The following is a 17,599-nucleotide window of genomic DNA, read 5'->3' on the forward strand; positions in this document are numbered from 1 at the left end:
ATCGCATCTCCCGATGTGCCGGAACCCGTCGCGCTGCAAGCGACCAACCCGGCCGATGCCAGCAACGCTGCGGACAGTACACACGCGCCTCGCCGTGCACTTCGTAGAATCACCACAATTTGCCCCTTCAGGAAGATTCTCGTTGCACGAAATGCCTGCATCTGAGGAATGCGACTGGCCGAAATCGCTCCATGCTGCGTCAGAAGTGGTCAATCTCGTGGTCTTCGACCGTATTTTGATTGGTTCGCCACGGTCACAGGAGATTCAGAATTCATGGACTCGAAATGCGTTCCGATTATCAGAATCTCGCGAGCGATGGCTGAAGTCAAGGGTTTCAGAGAGTTTCGGCTGTACGGTCCATACCGTCCTGGCCTGGTGCTTCTCAGACGAGGAGGTTCCAGCCCTTCCTGCCCGACACGCATACTTCATAGGCCACGGGGTCGATGGTCTGGTATATCCCGAGAGCGGTCTGACCGTCATCACGTGTGACGCGGCAGAGATGCTCGTCGAGGCCGCGGATGCCTATCCGGGTCTCCGGTCGGCTCAGATCATAGGTTTCTCCCTCGGTCAGGTCGGGGCCGTCGTAACCTCCTTGGTGGATGTCGCGATCCGGTGTGCCGCCATACATTCCGCATCGCAGATAGGCCGTCTGCTGACCTACGCGCTCGTAGTGGAGTTGGACTTGCTTGCCGTTGTCGAACTCGTAGTCGACGATGGCTTCGACGAAGATGTCCGTGTCCGGATCGAACCGGAACCGGCGGGTGGGCTTGAAAACTCGTGTCGAACCCGATGCCGGGTCGCCGAATGGGTAGAACAGTCGGTCGCCCCACAGCGCCCAGTCCGGAAATGCCACGAACGCGTTGCCGTTGGTCCCTACGTGCAGGCGACCTCCCAGAGACAACTCCGGTCCACCGACACCGCGGCCGGTGCCCCAGTGACGATCCCTCGTGCCTGCGGCATTCGGACCCAAAGTGGTTCGCTCGCCCTCGATCTCGACCCATCCGGTCACCGATCCGAAGCATTCGAATCCGCTGGTGACATCGTTGCGGCGGCCAGTCGGAAAGCCGTGCGCAGAGTCCGACACCGGCTCGCGAAAAACCTGCCGGGTGGTGTCGTGGAACGTCAGATCGTAGCTGACCCCCCACTCGTTCGGCTCGAGGACGTAGCGCCACTCCCGCAGACCGCGAACAATCGTGGGCACGATCGGTCCCACGCGAAGGTCGGTGCGATCCGCGCCGATCGAGCGAAAACTCCGGACGGTGGTATGTCGGCCTTTCGAGTTGACGATCGCGTAGGCCTCGGCCCGATCGAGGTTCGGATAGAGGCTGCCGCCCGTGGCGATCAGCAACTCGCCGGTGTCGTCGTGGATCACCACCCAGTGGCGCTCGTACGCCCGGGGATCCCCTGTCCACATGACCCGCACGGGATCCGGGGTTTGGTGGACGAAATAGTCATCTATCGGCGACAGCGGGAACTGTTCGGCCAAGTGCTCGTCGCCGGAGATCGATTCTGGTGGTAGTGCGTTCACGTTTGCTCGTCTTTCTGGCTGTTAGGCGGGATCGGTGGCAACCCGCCACTGCAGGTACTGTCCGATCTCGGCCCGACGCTGTCGAAACTCGGGGTCTCTGGGAATGGTGGAGATGAGCTGAGCCAACGATCCTCGTAGCTCCTCGTTTCGCGTGGCGACAGCTGTGATGTCGGTTGGGACAGGTTCCTGCGCCTCGGCGCCGTTCAGGAGTTCGGTGAGCCGCGCGTTGTCGTCCAGGAGGAAAGGCAATGCCGTGTCCCATGATGTGGCAACCCGCTTGATCAGTCGGCGCGCGTTGCTCAGCAATTCGGACGTTTCGGCCGGAAGCGAATGGGATTCGTCAGCGAGATCGAGAAGCCGATCAACCCCGGACAATTGCTCGTGAATGGTCGGTCTCACCGGAAGTCCTCCTTGACTACGAAATCGAGCAGTGTGGAAAGCACCCGGCGAGTGGGACGAAACGGCTCGTCGCTACGGCCGTCGAGAAACGATCGCAGGCCGCTGACCTGCATCACCGCGGTCTTGAACGTCGAAAAGGCCTGCCACCATCGGAGGCTGCTGCGGTCGACGTCGAATCCTGTGGCTTTCTCGTAATGCGCGATCAGGTCGTCGGCATCCCACGCTCCGTCGATCAGGTGCTCCGCCCTGCGCAGCGGCTGCGTCACCCAGCCGACGTCCTCGAGCGGATCGCCGAGATGAGCCAACTCCCAGTCGAGCAGTGCGGTAATCCGATCACCGTCCAACAGAATGTTGCCGGGCTTGAAATCGGCGTGGACCAGAGCGGTGCGCGCCGGTTCGGGTGCTGACGCTCGTAGAACCGCAATCGCAAAATCCAACTCGGGCAATGGCTCCAGCTGGTTTTGACGCAGAACCTTCTCCCAGGCGTCGAGTTCGGCAGGCGCACCGAGCTGGCCGGAACCATCGAGTACCGCTGACAACCCGAGTGCCTGCCAATCGGTGCTGTGAACTTGCGCCATGAGGTCGCAGAAGCTTTCGGCAAGGGCCCGCCGCTGAGTGATCGAGCGTTGCGAGTCCGAAAGCACCCGGTAATCGCAGTCCCCCGGGCACCGCTGCATGATCAGCGAGGGCCGGCCGAGCCATCGCCCGTCGGCGTCGAGCCAGCGGGCACCCGGGGTTGGCAGATCGCTGTTCTCCAGTATTCCGAGCAAAGCGAACTCCACGTTGCGGTCTGTGTCGACCAGGCCTCCGTCCGGGTCGCTGCGCAGGATCAAAGGCTCGCAATGCTCGGTGCCATTGTGGTCGGTCACCAGGTCGAACACCCAATTGTCCCGGGACCTGCCGACACCGATGCGGTTCAGGCCTACTACTCGAGCACCGGCCCCATTCAGTTGGTCGGACAGGAATCTGGTGAGACGGTCGTCGATTTCGGATGGTGGTGTCATCGTTGGTGTCCGTTCTGTTCGTGAAGACTCGATCGGTGCTGAGGCGCCGCGATCGCGATCATGGCGTCGGCGCGTTCGCGCAGGGTCCGCCCTCTGAGATCGACGACGCCGAACTCGGTGGCCACAAAGTCGATGCTCGTTCGCGGCGTCGTAACGGTCGGGGGCTGCAGTTGTCGAACGATCCGGGAGGTTCGTCCGCCGTTTGCCGTCGCAGCGAGCGCGACGATCGATGCCCCGCCGGGCGAGCGCTGAGCGGCCCGCAGGAATTCTGCTTGCCCACCGGTCGCTCCCAAATATCTGCTGTCGATCTCTTCGGCATTGACTTGACCGGTGAGGTCTACCTGCAGTGCCGAGTTCACTGCGAACAGTCGCGGGATCGACGCTGCGGCTGCCGGACCGATTACCTCGGCGACCGGCCGTACCCACGCTGTCGACGTGGCGATGTGTTCGTACAGTTCCTCGGAGCCCGCGGCCTCGCTGATGATGACCGAACCGGGCTCTTCGCAGAGTGATCCAGCGCGATGTAGATCCAGCAGCCAGTCGCCGGCGAGGGTCGATCGAACACGCAATCCGCGGCGTGCGGTCAGCGCCTTCCCGATGGCTGAGGGGACCGCGCCGATGCCGAGTTGGATGGTCCCGCCGTCAGGGATCAGCGGCAGGATATGCCTGGCGATTCCGTGGTGATCTTCATCCACTGCTGGTGTGGACACAATCGGAAGAGGCCGGGACGTGTGGATAACGGCGTCGAACGTGGAGGCCGGAAGTGTAGGCGCGGACGTGGTCGGCATCGCGGCATTGACCTCGGCCACCACGGTTCGTGCTTGCGAGATCAGTTCGTAGGTGTAGTCCATCGCCATTCCCAAGCCGTGGCATCCCTGCGAATCAGCGGGGGACACTTGCATCGGGAGCACGAGGTTGCTCCGGGCACGCAAAGGCAACAGGCGTGGCAGGTCGTCGAAATTGCAGGGGATTACCTCGGCGTGGCCGGTGGCCGCGAGCTTGCCGAGCGGCCCCATGGCGCCGAAGGACACGAGCGGACGCTGCGGCGCGGATCCTGTGAGCGCATCGCTGTGGCTGAGTCCGACGAAGATCTCGACGTCGGGTGGGCAGGCCGCGAGGAGCTGATCGAGCAGTGGCGTCGGCTCCCCGACGCCTTGCGCCACCACAACCAGGTCTCCGGGCCGCACGAGATCGGCAGGCCAGTTGCTGTTCACAGGACCGCCACGGGCGTCACCGGAGTTCCGGTCGAGCCGACGAGGGGGATCGGGGCGAACAGCAGGAAGAACGTCGAACGGTCGAGGACGGACAGCGCCTCCGCGAGTTCCGCGAGATCCAGGTTCTCGATCAGCGGCACGCCGAACTGGTGGAGGAGCACCAGATGCGCCGGAAAGCCGGGTTCAGCCGATTGCTGTTCGACCGCGTAATTGTCCGCACCGACCAGCGCCACGTCACGGCTCGCGAGCCAGCGGGCGGCCTCTTCGGTTATGCCGGGTTCGTCCGCGAAATAGGAGTCGCTCGATCCCTTCGATTCCCACCACCCGGTCCGGATCAGTACAGCGTCGCCCGGCTCAACCGACACGCCGGCTTCGGAAATGCCACGCTCGAGGTCTTCCGGGCCGACCGCGGTCTGCGGGGCGAGCGGCTGACCGGATGCGCGTACCAAGTCGACGAGAATGCCACGGGTGGCGACCGGTGCGAGCTTCTCGGCGCCGCACCGCTGTGCGCCCTGCGTACTTCTGGTGAGGGCAGACGAATGCCCGTTGTAGAGTTCGTCCCCCGACCACGCATGGGACAGCGCGTCGACGTGAGTACCACTGTGCGTCGCGAATTGCACTGTGTCCTCGGCGAATTTGAATCCTCCCGGCGTGCGTGCGCCGAGCGCGTAGTCGCCGGCGTCGCGGTTCATGAACCGCGACGGCTGCTGCCGGTGGCCGGGCGCAGGTGTCTTCGGGCCGAGAGGTTGGGCCAGTGACAGCGTCTGTCCGGTGGCGACCAAGCCCGCGGCTCTGCGCGTCACGCCGGTTGTGACGAGATTGAGCGCACCGGCTTCGTCGTCGGCGCCCCACCGTCCCCAGTTGTTGCTCATGCGCAACTCCGATCCTGTGTCAGTTGTGCCGGCTCGCCGCGCAGGTGGGTCAGTCATGGTTCTTCGAGCCGTGATGGCACATTGCGATCTATCTCCTCTTGGGGTTCCGCTCCGCGAGCCCGCGACGGTGAACCGGCAACCCTCAATCTCTCGGGTTTTCGAAATTGGTTTCGCATATTCGAATGCTAGCGATCCGTGCACGGCGACGTCAAGGGTCCGGGCAGGTGGGCGTCTTCGGACCGCTCGGGGTCGCCTGCGCCCCGCGTGCGTGAATTGCCCCTGTCCGGGCGACTTCGGCGCAACGGCGCGACAAGCGAAGCGGGAGAAGTCAATTGCATGCGAGCACGGCCCAGGCCGTCGGACCCGTCTACTGCGCGACGGCAGTAATGCGGAAGGCGGGCCGTGCCGGTGTCAAGTTTGCCGACTTGCCTCCTCGCGACTATCCGGCCAATGCGGGATTTCTCTTGACAAGCCCCACGGTCCGGTGACACATTTCACAACTAGGAAAATGATTCCGAATTTAGGAAGAGTGCGCAGGGGTCGCATTCCGCTCACCGAAGCGACGCTCGAAGGGCGCCCTATGCCCCTGGAAGTGGAACGGACAATCCTGTCCGGGCCTTGCCGCTGCGCTTCACCAATCCTGGATTCCCCGAGGCTGAGAAGGAGAAAATCGTGACGATCAAGCTTCGCAACGCACGGCTGATCGATGGGACGGGGGCAGAGCCGTATCTCGCCGAAATCGTGATCGAAGGGCAGAGGATCGTAAGTGTCGCTGCCGAGGGGACCGGAAACGGGCAGGACCCCGACGCCACAGTCATAGACGTCGGCGGCGCGACGGTCATGCCGGGACTGATCGATGCTCACTCGCATCCGAGCTTCCTTCCCGAGATCGACCTTGCCAAAATGGGCAATTTGCCGGTCGAGGAGCACACGTTGCTCACCGCTCGCAACGCGCGGCTGATGCTGGATCAGGGGTTCACCAGCATTCTGTGCGCCGCATCGGCGAAGCCACGACTGGACCTGGTTGTCCGGAACGAGATCAACGCGGGCAACCTGATCGGACCGCGCATGCTGGTCGCGTCCCCCGAGCTGACCGTCACCGGAGGAGTCGGCGATGTTCGGCTGCCGCACATGCATCGGCAATCCGTTGAACACGTCTGCGATGGCGTGGATCAATTCCGCCAGACGACGCGGTGGTACATGCGTGAAGGCGTCGACCATATGAAGCTCGACATCTCTGGTGACGAGTTCATTCCCTATGCCAAAGGTCGCATGACCACCATGACCGACGAGGAGGTTGCCGCCACGTGCCAGGTGGCCCACGCTCGCGGAAAACGCGTGGCGGCACACGCCCGAAGCGCGGAATCGGTGAAGATGTGCGTCCGCCACGGCATCGAGATCATCTTCCATGCCGATTTCACCGACGAGGACGGTCTCGACCTGGTGGCCGAGAACAAGGACAAGCACTTCGTGGCCCCGGCCTTCGGCTTCCTCCACACGTCGAGGTACGAGGCCGGCGACTGGGGGCTGACCCCGGAAGTCACTGCTTCCATGGGTCTCGACGAACAGCTCGAGAGCCTGATCGCGAACATGATCGAGCTCAAGAAGCGCGGAGTTCGAGTGTTGCCCGGCGGTGACTACTTCGTGCCCTGGAACCCGATGGGCAACAACGCCCGGGACCTGGAGCATTTCGTAAACTTCCTGGAGTTCAGCCCGATGGAGGCCATCGAGTCCGCAACCCGCCTCGGTGGCGAGCTGATGCTCCAACCGGACGATTTGGGCTGCACCAAGGCCGGCTACCTCGCCGACCTGCTGGTTCTCGATGGTGACCCATTGGAGGACATCGCGATCCTGCAGAATCAGTCGACGTTCACCGGCATCATGAAGGATGGCGTCTGGCACAAGGAACCGCCGCTCTCGCGCAGCGGTGACGTCGAGAAATGGTCGATCAGCGCGTCCGCGGCGGGCGCCCCCGAGCCGGTTCTTCGGTAGCGGGTAAGCGAATGATCGAGGTAAATGGTCGCCAGCAGTACGTGGTGCTGGCCAACATGACCACTGTGACGACGGCCAGCTTTCGAGAACGCATCGAGGTGGCGGCGGCCGCCGGTTTCGACGCGCTGGGCATCAGCCTGGACACCTACCGTCGGGTCGTCGCGGAGGAGATGAGCCCGAAGGAGCTCCAGGCCGTCGTGGTCGACAACGGTCTGGAGATCGTCGAGCTCGAAGCAGTATTCGGGTTTGCCGTTCCCACGGCCGAGACCGGCGTGCCGTTCGGCGGTGGGCTCGTCTACACCAGCCCCGACGACCTGAACGAGTTTTGGGCCATGGCCGAACTGTTCGGCGCACGGCACTTGCAAGCTGTCGGGGCATTCGACCGAACGGATCTGGAACCCGACGTCGTGGAGCGATTCGCATCGCTCTGCGATCGTGCGGCCGACGTCGGGCTGCAGATCGCTCTCGAGTTCGTGCCGACGACCAATATCCCGGACGCCGGCACGGCTCTCTCGATCGTCGAGCAGTCCGGCCGGGACAATGCCGGCCTGTGCGTCGATTCGTGGCACCACACGCGCGGAGCCAACGACCTCGAGATGCTGCGATCGATTCCGTCTCGACGAGTCACGATGATCCAGATCAACGACGGTCCAAAGGATCCCGCCGATCCCGACTTCTTGGTGGAGACCCTTCACCATCGGGCGGTGCCGGGCACCGGTGACTTCGACCTCGACGGTTTCGTCGACGCCGTGACCGAGGGCGGTGTGACCGCGCCGGTGTCCGTCGAGGTGATTTCGGACGAACTTGCCCGACTCGAACCCGCCGAGGCAGCACGCCGCTGCTACGGCGGCGCGATCGAAGCGCTGGCAGGGAAATAGGTTCGTGCGTGCCGGGCCAGAATGAACCCAGGGCGTACATCGCTGGGTCCACGGGCATACCTATGTAGGAAATGCAGGTAGTGAAGCAGGTAGATCACCGCCGTCACACTCGCCGCGTGATTGCGAGTCTGATCGACATGAACACACGGTCATGCCTTTTCGCAGGGTTCGGTCTCCATGCTCTTCGTGGCGGTGGGATGCGTACGGCCCTTGCCGTTCGGGCCGAATCATTCAGGCACGCAGATCAATAGCTGGCCGGCAAGCCGGAGGCCCACGGGCCTCCGGCTCGCCGGCATGTGGCGATACACGAGACCGAATTGGGGTGCCGCGAAAGAAATGAGGGTTGACATGGTGTACCCGAGCGACGAGTATTCGATGTTAGGAATTCAATTTCGAATTTACGAAGACCATCGCCGCGGTCCGCTCCCGAGGGTAGCAGCGCCGCCAGCGAGACGCGGCCGACCAGGACGCGGAGGGGGCGAGTGCGGACCGCCATCGCGGACGCCGTCCCCGACGGCAGAAAAGGACGTCATGAACGGTACAAACACGTCGAATGCAAGCGCGTCAGCGCACGTGCTGACGCCTGCGCGGATACTCGACGAGAACGGAATGCTGGTAGGGGAGCCGCCGCAGATCGAGCCGGAGCGCCAGCGTGCGATGCTGCGCCTGATGATGCTTGGACGCCGCCTGGACCAGAAGGCAATTTCATTGCAGCGCAGGGGGAAACTCGGCACCTACCCGCCGCTGTCCGGGCAGGAGGCCGCCGCGGTCGGCGCGGCGTACGCGATGGATGCCGAAGTAGACCACTTCGTGCCCCAGTACCGTGAACAACTTACGATGCTGCACTGGGGATTGCCGTTATCCACCTACCTTCTGCAGCGGATGGGGCACCCCGCGGGCTCGGCCCTGCCGTCCCACGGCAGGTTGTGGCCGCAGCAAGTCGCGCTGGGCGCGCACCTGCCTCACGCGGTCGGGGTCGCATGGGGAATGCGACTGCAGGGCAAGCCGGGCGTGGTACTGACCCAGTTCGGCGACGGCGCCTCCAATGAGGGCGACTTTCACGAGGCGTGCAATATCGCAGGCGTCAAACGTGCGCCACTCGTCATGGTGTGCCAGAACAATGGCTGGGCCATCTCGATCCCGTGGCATGAGCAATCGGCCGCAGAGTCCGTGGCGTTGCGCGCAGCAGGATACGGATTTCCGGGGATCGCAGTCGACGGCAATGATGTGCTCGCGGTCTACACAGCCGTCGCGGATGCGCGGACCCGCGCCGAGGCCGGCGACGGCCCGACACTGATCGAGGCGCGATGCCATCGGCTCGGCGCCCATTCGACAGCCGACGACCCCAAGCGCTACCGACCCGCCGACTTCGACGAGCGGGCAGCCGGGGTTGATCCGATCCACCGGTTCCGGGCCTACCTGGTCGGCCTCGGACAGTGGGACGACACCGCTGACGCCGACACGATCGCCTGGTGCGACGACCAGATCGCCACGGCAGTTGCCGAATTCGATGCCACGCCGCCACCCGACCCCGGGCAGATGCTTCACCACCTCTACGCAGAGCCCGATATGCGACTACGTCGCCAGCAGGAAGAACTGCGTAGCAGTATCGAGGAGAACCGATGACCGGCATGAACATGGTGGAAGCGGTGCGCAGCACGCTCGAGGCAGAGATGCGCCGCGACGAGCGGGTTGTCCTGCTCGGCGAGGATGTCGGGAAGTCGGGCGGCGTCTTCCGTGCGACGGACCGGTTGCAGACGGAGTTCGGGGCGGACCGCGTCTTCGACATGCCGACCAGTGAGGCGGGGATAATCGGCGCCGCCGTCGGGCTCGCCGGCTCGGGCCTGGTGCCCGTCGTCGAAATGCAGTTCCTCGGCTTCACTCAGCAAGGGTTCCATCAGCTCGGCAATCAGCTCGCCCGAATGCGCTATCGCACAAACGGTGCTCTGACAATGCCGGTGACCATTCGCGCGCCCTTCGGCGGTGGCGTACGTACCCCAGAACTGCATTCCGACGCCTTCGAAGCGCTCTTCGCCCACAACCCCGGGATGCGGTTGGTCGCCCCCGCGACGGCAGCGGACATGAAGGGGTTGCTGGCCACTGCAATTCGGGATCCGGATCCGATCTTCGTCCTCGAGCCGCTCCGTGGCTATCGGCTTGTGCGCGACGACGTTCCCGACGGTGACCACCTCGTCCCGTTCGGTAAGGCGCGCATCGCACGTGAGGGGACCGACGTCACCGTCATCGCGTGGAGCGCGATGGTCCAGGTCGCAATGGAGGCCGCGGCTGCTGCCGCTGAGCAGGGTATCGATGTGCAAGTCATCGACCTGCGCTCACTTGTCCCGCTCGATTGCGACACCATACGTGAGGCTGTGGCGCGCACGGGCCGAGCGATCGTAGTTCAGGAGGCTCCTTACACCGGCGGGTTTGCCGGCGAGGTCGCCGCTACCGTCGCCGAAGAGGCTTTTCTCCACCTCGAAGCCCCGGTCACCCGCGTCGGCGGATATGACATCCCGTTTCCCATGCCCCAGCTCGAGGATCACTACATCCCCGACGCGAGGCGAATCTTGCGCGCGATCCGCGCCGCCGTCCACTTCTGAGGATCGATACATGTCTTATACCTTTCACTTGCCCGACATCGGCGAAGGCATCGCAGAGGCGGAAATAATCCGATGGCTCGTCGGCCCAGGAGATCAGGTCGTCGAGGACCAGCCCGTCGCCGAGATCGAAACCGATAAAGCGCTGGTAGAAATGCCCTCCCCGGCAACCGGCCAGGTCGCCGAACTCTGTGCACCAGAGGGCGCCATGGTCCAGGTCGGCGAACGTCTCATCGTCATCGCCGATGGCGCGGCCCCCACGCCGGCCGAGCCGGCGCAGTCCGTTGACGGCGAGGTAGCCGCGCCGCCGGCCGGCTCGGCCGATCACACTGCCCAGAGTGCACACGGATCCGGTGTGCAGAAGCGGCCACTGGCAACGCCGGCGACCCGGCGGCTCGCCAGGGAGGTCGGCGTGAGCCTCGAGGGCCTCGTGGGCACGGGGCCCGGAGGACGCATCAGCGACGACGACGTTCGCGCTGCCGTTCACGGGGCGCCGCAGGAGAATTCCGGCCCCGCTGGGGCGGCAGCCACCGAACGCTCGCTTCCGGAGTCCGGATTCCACCAGCCGGCCCGTCTCACAGAAGACCAGCGAATACCGGTCCGGGGGTTGCGCCGGCGTACCGCGGAGGCGATGGTCCGGGCACTCCGCGACATCCCGCACACCGTCGCGATGCACCACGCGGACGTGGGGGATCTGCTCGCCCTGCGCAAGACGTTGCTGCCCGGAGCCGAGGCCAAGGGAATCGGCCTCACACTGACCCCGTTCCTGGTGAAGGCCACAGCGCTCGCGCTGGCCCAGTTCCCCATGGCCAACGCCAGTTTCGACGATGCAGCCCAGGAAATCGTCGTGCGGGCACGGCGAAATGTCGGATTTGCGGTCAATACCACTGACGGTCTGGTCATTCCGGTGGTCAAGGACGCCGACCGGAAGCCGCTGCTGGCCATCGCGCGCGAGGTGGAAGCCCTCACCGCCGCGGCACGGACCCGGACGGTGGCGATCGAGCAGATGCAGGAGGGCACGTTCACCATCAGCAATCACGGGCCGCTCGGCGGGAACTTCGGTACCCCCATCATCCGCGCACCCGAGGGCGGCATCCTGGGCTTCGGGCGCGCCACCCCGCAGGCCGTCGTCCGTGACGGCGAAATTGTCGCACGTACGTTGCTGCCGATCTCGTACTCCGCCGACCACAGGCTGGTCGACGGCGACGTCGTGATCGGCTTCTGCCAGGCACTGATCACGCTGCTAGAGGCGCCGGTGCAGCTTCTCGTCGAGGAAGGATGACATGGTTGTAGGAGAGATGGCCGAGCCCGTCGAGGTACTGGTGGTGGGAGGCGGCCCCGGAGGGTACACGGCCGCCGCCCGGGCCGCGGAGCTGGGCAAAGAGGTGCTGCTCGTCGAGCGGAGTGATCTCGGTGGAGTGTGTCTGAATGTCGGATGCATCCCCTCGAAGGTCTTCACGACCGCCGCGCACGACCTTGCCCGTAGCGCACGACTTCCCGTCCAGGGACCACAGCTGCAGTCCAAAATCGACCTTTCCGGTCTGCAGGCCTGGCGAAAGCAGGTCGTCGACCGGCTGGTCGGGGGCGTCAGCGCCACCCTGGGCCGGGTGCGGGTGGTGTCCGGCACCGCGTTCTTTCTCGACGAGCACCGGATATCGGTCGAGAGCGGTGATCACGTCCAGCACTTTCGGTTCGAGCAGGCGATCCTGGCCACCGGCTCCCAACCGGTCGAGCTCGCGGCTCTGCCCGTCGACGGGATCCGGGTGTTCGACTCGACGGGAGTGCTCGCCTTCGACGAGGTGCCGCCCTCGCTCGTAGTTGTGGGAGGCGGCTACGTCGGGATGGAACTGGGCATGGCGTTCGCCCATTTCGGCACTCGCGTCACCGTTGTCGAGGCCACCGACCGGTTGCTTGCGGGATTTGACCCCGACCTGGTGCAGGTGGTCACCGAGCGCGCGGGCGAGCTGGGCATCGACATCCGCCTCGGCACGACTGCCGTCGGAGTCCAGGCCGACAACTTGCTGGTCCGCACAGACGGCACCGACGACCAGGTGCCCGCGCATGCGATCCTGGTCGCCGTGGGCCGCGGCCCGGTCACCGGCGACCTGCAGCTCGACAGGCTGGGACTCGCAGTGACTGCGACCGGACACATCCCCGTGGACGGGCAGGGCAGGACTGCGCTGCCCCACGTATACGCCATCGGGGACATCACCGAAGGACCCGCGCTCGCCCACAAGGCGATGGCTGAGGGAGTCGTGGCCGCCGAGGCGATCTCCGGGCTGCCGAGCGCCTTCGACACGCAGGTGCCGCTCATCGCGTTCACCGACCCTGAAATCGCTGCCGTGGGGCTGACGGCGGAGCAGGCCGAGGAGCAAGGGTACGAGGTAGTAGTGGGCCGTAGCTCGTTCGCCACCTCCGGTCGGGCTGTGGTGCTCGACGAAGCCGACGGGATGGTGAAGATCGTCGTCGACGCGGAGACGGACGTGGTGCTCGGGGTACACATGGTCGGCCCCAGCGCGTGTGATCTCATCGCCCAGGCCGCAGTCGCAGTCGAGACCAGCTGCCGCGCCGAGGATTTAGTGGCAACGATCCACCCACATCCGTCTCTGGTGGAGACGGTGCACGCGGCCGCAGTGGCCGCGCGCCGTCGCGCTGCACGCAGGAGGAAACGATGACGGCCGCCGACACGCCGCTGCCCGCGTCGATCTCCGAGATCATTCAGGACACCTCACGACGACGCCGCTCCCAGCCCGCCGTCATCGACGAACAAGGAGAGCTCAGCCACGGTCAGCTCGCGGAGTCCGTGGCGGCGACTGCGGCTGGGCTGCGTGCGATCGGAGTCGGCCCGGGAACCCGGGTGGGTCTGTTGTGCACGAACCGCAGAGAGTGGCTCGTCGCCACCTATGCCGCGATAACGGTCGGAGCGACCGTGGCCGCCTTCGCGACCTGGTCGCGGCGGTGGGATCTCGATCATCTACTCACCCACTCGCGCTGCGAGGTGCTCATCACAGTAGATGGATTCGGCCCGACCGACCTGATGCCCACGATCCGCGAACTCGTCCCCGAAGCGTGGAGTGCCGCCGGGCCAGGTTGGCGTTCCGTGGCCTACCCCGCACTGCGCGGTGTGGTGATCATCGGAAACCGGGTCCCAGCGGGGGCGTACGCGTTCCGAGACCTCGGCGAACATCGTCGCGGCAGCGCCGCTTCCCGCAACGAGACCGACACCGAAGGCACCGCTCTGGTCCTCTACACATCGGGTTCGACATCGAGGCCGAAAGCTGTCCGGCTCGGACAACACGATGCCATCGACCATGCTCGCGAGGTCGCCGAGCGGATGGGGATCACACCGGAGGATCGAATCGTGGTGCCCGTCCCGCTCTTCTGGAGCTACGGCGGGGCCAACGCACTGATGGTCGCCCTCGTCACCGGTTGCACGATCGTCCTCCAGGACACCTTCGATGCGGTCGGAGTCCTCGAGCAGATCGAGCGGCACCAATGCACTGCCATCTACACGTTGCCCTCGATCACCCGTAGCCTGCTGGCGAACCCGGGGTTCGCCCGTTCCCGCACCGCGAGTCTGCGACGAGGGATGACGATCGGCCCGGACACCGATGTCCGTGCCGCCGCAGAAGAACTCGGTGTGACCGACATCTGCAACGCATACGGGTCGACGGAAATGTACGGCGGCGCCACGGTCACCCCGCATGACTGGCCACTCGAAATGAAGTGCTCGACCCAGGGGCCACCGCTGGCCGGAAACCAGGTTTCGATCATCGACCCGGAGACCGGCGCCGAACTGCCCGCCGGGAAGGTCGGCGAGATCACAGTGTCCGGCTTCGTCTCATCCGGCTATCTCGACCAGCCGGATGAGACCGCCGCCGCGTTCACCGAAGACGGCGCGTTCCGCACCGGTGACCTCGGGCAACTCGACGACGACGGCAGGCTGCACTTCGCCGGCCGTGCCTCGGAGATGATCCGGACCGGTGGCATCAACGTCTCCCCGCTCGAGGTGGAGGACTTCCTGCTCACTCACGACGAGGTCTTGGAGGCGGCGGTCGTGGGGGTCGACGACATCGACAAGCAACAGGTCGCCATCGGGTTCGTCCGCATCGATGGCTCCGCCGTCGCAGACGAGGCCGCGCTGGTCGACTACTGCCGCCATCACATCGCCTCCTACAAAGTTCCCGGCCGAATCGTGATGAAACATAACGAGTTACCTCGAACCTTGACGGGGAAGCTCATTCGAAACGCTTTGCTGGACGAAGCCAAGGAAGTGTGGGCGTCGTCCGATAACACGAAGGAGTACACAGAGTGACGAACACCGATGTCGGGGCGGAGACCTCGCGGCTGGACGAACGAAGGATTCGCGAGGCTGTGGCGGTGGCCAACGTGCCGACCTTGCTGATGGTGTTGTTCCAGATGACGGGGGAGCAGCGTTGGTTGGCCGAGCCCTACCTGCCGACCCCTGTCCGGGGGCTCAGCGACAACGACACCGCCGGGCTCGAACGGTCTCTCCAGGACGAGATTCGACACGCCGCGGCCGAGGCGATCCTGAATTGGGGCAGGAGCGGTACCCTCGCGGTTGCGCACCTGTCACCCGACCAGCTGATCGAGATGTTGCGCGTGTCGGTCGGGGAGCACGTGCCCGACCAGTACGCCGACATGGCCACCCACGAATTGCAGGTCGGCGCGGGCGAGACGAGCGCGGCTCCCCCGATGGTCCCGCCGCCGGGCTTCGACGCCGTCGTCATCGGCGCCGGCGCGTCGGGCCTCTGTGCCGCATTCCGGCTGGGCGAGATGGGCATTTCCTACACCGTACTCGAGCGGAACGACGAAGTCGGCGGAACATGGCTGGAGAACCGCTACCCGGGATGCGGTGTCGACACACCGAGTCACCTGTACTCGTTCTCGTTCGCGCGACACGACTGGTCCCGATGGTTCGCCTCACGGGACGAGTTGCACGGCTACTTCCAACAGATTGCCGACCGGTTCGGAATTCGCCCGAACATCAGGTTCGGTATCGAGGTCGAGGGTGCCACCTGGGATGACTACACCCGGCGGTGGACGCTGGATCTGATCGACCGGGACGGTCACCGATCGACCACCACTGCCGCGATCGTGATCAGCGCAGTCGGCGCCTTCAACAAGCCGAAGATCCCCGCGATCCCGGGCACCGATTCGTTCACCGGGCCCGTGGTCCACACAGCGCGGTGGCCGGAGGACCTGGACGTCGCAGGCCGGCGAGTAGGAGTGATCGGCAACGGGGCGAGCGCGATGCAGCTGGTTCCCGCGATCGCCGATGCCGCCGAGTCGGTCACGGTATTCCAGCGGTCGCCACAGTGGGCCGCCCCGTTCGAAAAATTCAAGGTCGACGTTCCAGAGCCGATCCGCTACCTCATGGCTGAGGTTCCGCTGTACCGGTCGTGGTATCGGCTCCGGCTGACCTGGATCTTCAACGACCGCGGCCACGACGGATTGCAGAGAGATGTTCAATGGCCGCACCAGCATCGGTCGATCAATGCGATGAACGACGGCCACCGGCGTTTCCTCACCCGATACCTGGTCAAGGAGCTCGACGGGAACTTGGAGATGCTCGGCGATGTGTTGCCGACCTATCCGCCCTTCGGGAAGCGAATGCTGCTCGACAACCGCTGGTTCGCCACGCTGGCCCGCGAAGACGTCCACTTGCAGACGACACCGATCGCCGAGATCCAGGATCAGAGCGTCCACACCACGGACGGTCTCACACATCCAGTCGACGTTCTGGTGTTCGCCACGGGATTCGACGTCGTCAGATTCCTCGCCCCCATGCGGATCACGGGCCGCAGCGGCCGCACACTCGAGGCGGCCTGGGACGGTGACGACGCGCGTGCGTATCTCGGCGTCGCGGTTCCGGACTTCCCGAACTTCTTTTGCCTGTACGGTCCCAACACCCAGTTCGGACACGGTGGAAGCCTCATCTCCATGATGGAGCTCCAGATGAATTACATCGCCGATCTGATGAACCAGATGATCACCAAGGACCTGGACTCCGTGGAGTGCAGCCAGGACGTCTATGACGACTACAACCGCAAGGTGGACGACGCGCACTCTCGGATGGTGTGGTCCCACCCCGGGATGGACGTCTACTACCGCAACTCCAAGGGACGGGTCGTGGTCAACAACCCGTTCAAGGTGGTCGACTTCTGGGACATGATCCGCCGAGCCGATCTGGGCGACTTCCGGACCACCGAACGTGCCTCAGGAGACATGGGATGAAGATTGCAGGTTGCTCCGCAGTGATCAGCGGGGGAGCGTCGGGGCTCGGCGCGGCTGCCGCTCGCCGGTTGGCCCGAGCCGGCGCGAGCGTAGTGCTACTCGACCTCCCCCGGTCGGAGGATACGGGCGCGGCACTCGCCGCAGAGTTGGGCGGCGGCGCCGTTTTCGTGCCCGGGGATGTGACGAAGTGGGACGACGTGGGCGTTGCCATGCAGACGGCACGGGAACTTGCTCCGCTGCGGATCGCGGTGGCCGCCGCTGGAATTGCGACCAGCGGGAGTCTTGTGGGCCCGCGCAGCGACAGGGGAGAGCTGTTCGCGCAGACGGTGGCTGTGAATCTCGGCGGAACCTATGCCCTCATCGCGCAAGCTGCTTCCGCGATGAGTGAGCAGGCGCAGACCGACGGAGAGAGAGGAGTGGTGGTCTGCACTGCTTCGATCGCCGCATATGAGGGGCAGGTCGGGCAGGTGGCCTACGCGGCCTCCAAGAGCGGAGTCGCAGGAATGACGCTGCCGGCAGCGAGGGAACTCGCCCGGCACCAGATCCGCGTCGTCACCATTGCCCCCGGTTTGTTCGAAACTCCGATGTTCGCGGGAGTCGCGGATGAGGTGCGCGCCTCGGTGGGGGCGCAGGTTCCGCACCCGAGTCGGCTCGGCAATCCCGATGAGTATGCAGGTCTCGTGCAGCACGTGATCGAGAATCCGATGCTCAATGGTGAGGTGATCCGGCTCGACGGCGCGATCAGGATGGGGCCGCGGTGAGCCTGCCTCGAGATCGACCCGAGGATCCATCCTTTCGAGATATCGAATTCAAATCCGTTATTATGTAGAATGTGGCTAGTTGAGTGTTGGGAGTTC

General features: G+C 64.8%; 14 protein-coding genes. 9 read left to right on the forward strand and 5 right to left on the reverse strand.

Translation table 11 applies throughout. The features are described from left to right. Window positions 1-382 precede the first annotated feature (382 nt). The 5 genes from P3H15_RS05825 to P3H15_RS05845 form a co-directional block, all read right to left on the reverse strand. On the reverse strand, window positions 383-1,528 hold the full coding sequence (locus P3H15_RS05825) for a hypothetical protein (protein WP_276136369.1): 1,146 nt from the start codon (window positions 1,526-1,528) through the stop codon (window positions 383-385). A 21-nt stretch (window positions 1,529-1,549) separates the two neighbouring features. Next, the gene (locus P3H15_RS05830) at window positions 1,550-1,927 is read right to left on the reverse strand and encodes a hypothetical protein (RefSeq protein ID WP_276136370.1); all 378 of its coding nucleotides are present in this window, start codon (window positions 1,925-1,927) and stop codon (window positions 1,550-1,552) included. Next, window positions 1,924-2,808, reverse strand: coding sequence for a phosphotransferase family protein (locus tag P3H15_RS05835; RefSeq protein WP_276136371.1), 885 nt, complete (start codon window positions 2,806-2,808; stop codon window positions 1,924-1,926). Before P3H15_RS05835 ends, P3H15_RS05830 begins: the two co-directional genes overlap by 4 nt. A gap of 119 nt (window positions 2,809-2,927) precedes the next feature. After that, window positions 2,928-4,145 carry an acetyl-CoA hydrolase/transferase family protein gene (locus tag P3H15_RS05840; protein WP_276136372.1) on the reverse strand — a complete coding sequence of 406 codons (1,218 nt, stop codon included), beginning with the start codon at window positions 4,143-4,145 and terminating at the stop codon, window positions 2,928-2,930. After that, complete coding sequence (locus P3H15_RS05845) at window positions 4,142-5,017, reverse strand: cyclase family protein (protein WP_219458585.1); 876 nt, start codon at window positions 5,015-5,017, stop codon at window positions 4,142-4,144. Before P3H15_RS05845 ends, P3H15_RS05840 begins: the two co-directional genes overlap by 4 nt. A 618-nt stretch (window positions 5,018-5,635) precedes the next feature. Here P3H15_RS05845 and P3H15_RS05850 point away from each other — a divergent pair. The 9 genes from P3H15_RS05850 to P3H15_RS05890 all read left to right on the forward strand — a co-directional run bounded on the left by P3H15_RS05850 (window position 5,636) and on the right by P3H15_RS05890 (window position 17,503). After that, window positions 5,636-7,009: an amidohydrolase family protein gene (locus P3H15_RS05850; protein WP_276136373.1), complete on the forward strand. Its 1,374-nt coding sequence runs from the start codon at window positions 5,636-5,638 to the stop codon at window positions 7,007-7,009. Between the two features lie 11 nt (window positions 7,010-7,020). Beyond that, window positions 7,021-7,887 carry a sugar phosphate isomerase/epimerase gene (locus P3H15_RS05855; RefSeq protein ID WP_276136374.1) on the forward strand — a complete coding sequence of 289 codons (867 nt, stop codon included), beginning with the start codon at window positions 7,021-7,023 and terminating at the stop codon, window positions 7,885-7,887. 573 nt (window positions 7,888-8,460) lie between these two features. Then, on the forward strand, window positions 8,461-9,513 hold the full coding sequence (locus P3H15_RS05860; RefSeq protein ID WP_276136375.1) for a thiamine pyrophosphate-dependent enzyme: 1,053 nt from the start codon (window positions 8,461-8,463) through the stop codon (window positions 9,511-9,513). Beyond that, complete coding sequence (locus tag P3H15_RS05865) at window positions 9,510-10,487, forward strand: alpha-ketoacid dehydrogenase subunit beta (protein WP_072941363.1); 978 nt, start codon at window positions 9,510-9,512, stop codon at window positions 10,485-10,487. Before P3H15_RS05860 ends, P3H15_RS05865 begins: the two co-directional genes overlap by 4 nt. A gap of 10 nt (window positions 10,488-10,497) precedes the next feature. Next, window positions 10,498-11,766 (forward strand): dihydrolipoamide acetyltransferase family protein, encoded by a 1,269-nt coding sequence (locus tag P3H15_RS05870; RefSeq protein WP_276136376.1) that lies wholly within the window; start codon window positions 10,498-10,500, stop codon window positions 11,764-11,766. Between the two features lies 1 nt (window position 11,767). Next, window positions 11,768-13,159: a dihydrolipoyl dehydrogenase gene (gene lpdA, locus P3H15_RS05875; RefSeq protein ID WP_276136377.1), complete on the forward strand. Its 1,392-nt coding sequence runs from the start codon at window positions 11,768-11,770 to the stop codon at window positions 13,157-13,159. Next, window positions 13,156-14,799: a class I adenylate-forming enzyme family protein gene (locus P3H15_RS05880; RefSeq protein ID WP_276136378.1), complete on the forward strand. Its 1,644-nt coding sequence runs from the start codon at window positions 13,156-13,158 to the stop codon at window positions 14,797-14,799. The genes lpdA and P3H15_RS05880 overlap by 4 nt, the downstream gene beginning before the upstream one ends. Next, a complete protein-coding gene (locus P3H15_RS05885; RefSeq protein WP_276136379.1) occupies window positions 14,796-16,742 on the forward strand; it encodes an NAD(P)/FAD-dependent oxidoreductase in 1,947 nt (648 codons plus the stop codon). The genes P3H15_RS05880 and P3H15_RS05885 overlap by 4 nt, the downstream gene beginning before the upstream one ends. Then, complete coding sequence (locus tag P3H15_RS05890; protein WP_276136380.1) at window positions 16,739-17,503, forward strand: SDR family NAD(P)-dependent oxidoreductase; 765 nt, start codon at window positions 16,739-16,741, stop codon at window positions 17,501-17,503. The genes P3H15_RS05885 and P3H15_RS05890 overlap by 4 nt, the downstream gene beginning before the upstream one ends. Window positions 17,504-17,599 lie beyond the last annotated feature (96 nt).

This window comes from Rhodococcus sp. T2V, assembly GCF_029269925.1.
GTDB classification, from domain to species: domain Bacteria; phylum Actinomycetota; class Actinomycetes; order Mycobacteriales; family Mycobacteriaceae; genus Rhodococcus_F; species Rhodococcus_F koreensis.

What these genes read in the sequence shown, in the direction of transcription:
- P3H15_RS05845 (WP_219458585.1), bottom strand. Translation starts at nt 5,017, where the DNA reads ATGAGCAACAACTGGGGACGGTGGGGCGCCGACGACGAAGCCGGTGCG.
- P3H15_RS05865 (WP_072941363.1), top strand. Translation starts at nt 9,510, where the DNA reads ATGACCGGCATGAACATGGTGGAAGCGGTGCGCAGCACGCTCGAGGCA.
- P3H15_RS05890 (WP_276136380.1), top strand. Translation starts at nt 16,739, where the DNA reads ATGAAGATTGCAGGTTGCTCCGCAGTGATCAGCGGGGGAGCGTCGGGG.
- P3H15_RS05870 (WP_276136376.1), top strand. Translation starts at nt 10,498, where the DNA reads ATGTCTTATACCTTTCACTTGCCCGACATCGGCGAAGGCATCGCAGAG.
- P3H15_RS05880 (WP_276136378.1), top strand. Translation starts at nt 13,156, where the DNA reads ATGACGGCCGCCGACACGCCGCTGCCCGCGTCGATCTCCGAGATCATT.
- lpdA (WP_276136377.1), top strand. Translation starts at nt 11,768, where the DNA reads ATGGTTGTAGGAGAGATGGCCGAGCCCGTCGAGGTACTGGTGGTGGGA.
- P3H15_RS05855 (WP_276136374.1), top strand. Translation starts at nt 7,021, where the DNA reads ATGATCGAGGTAAATGGTCGCCAGCAGTACGTGGTGCTGGCCAACATG.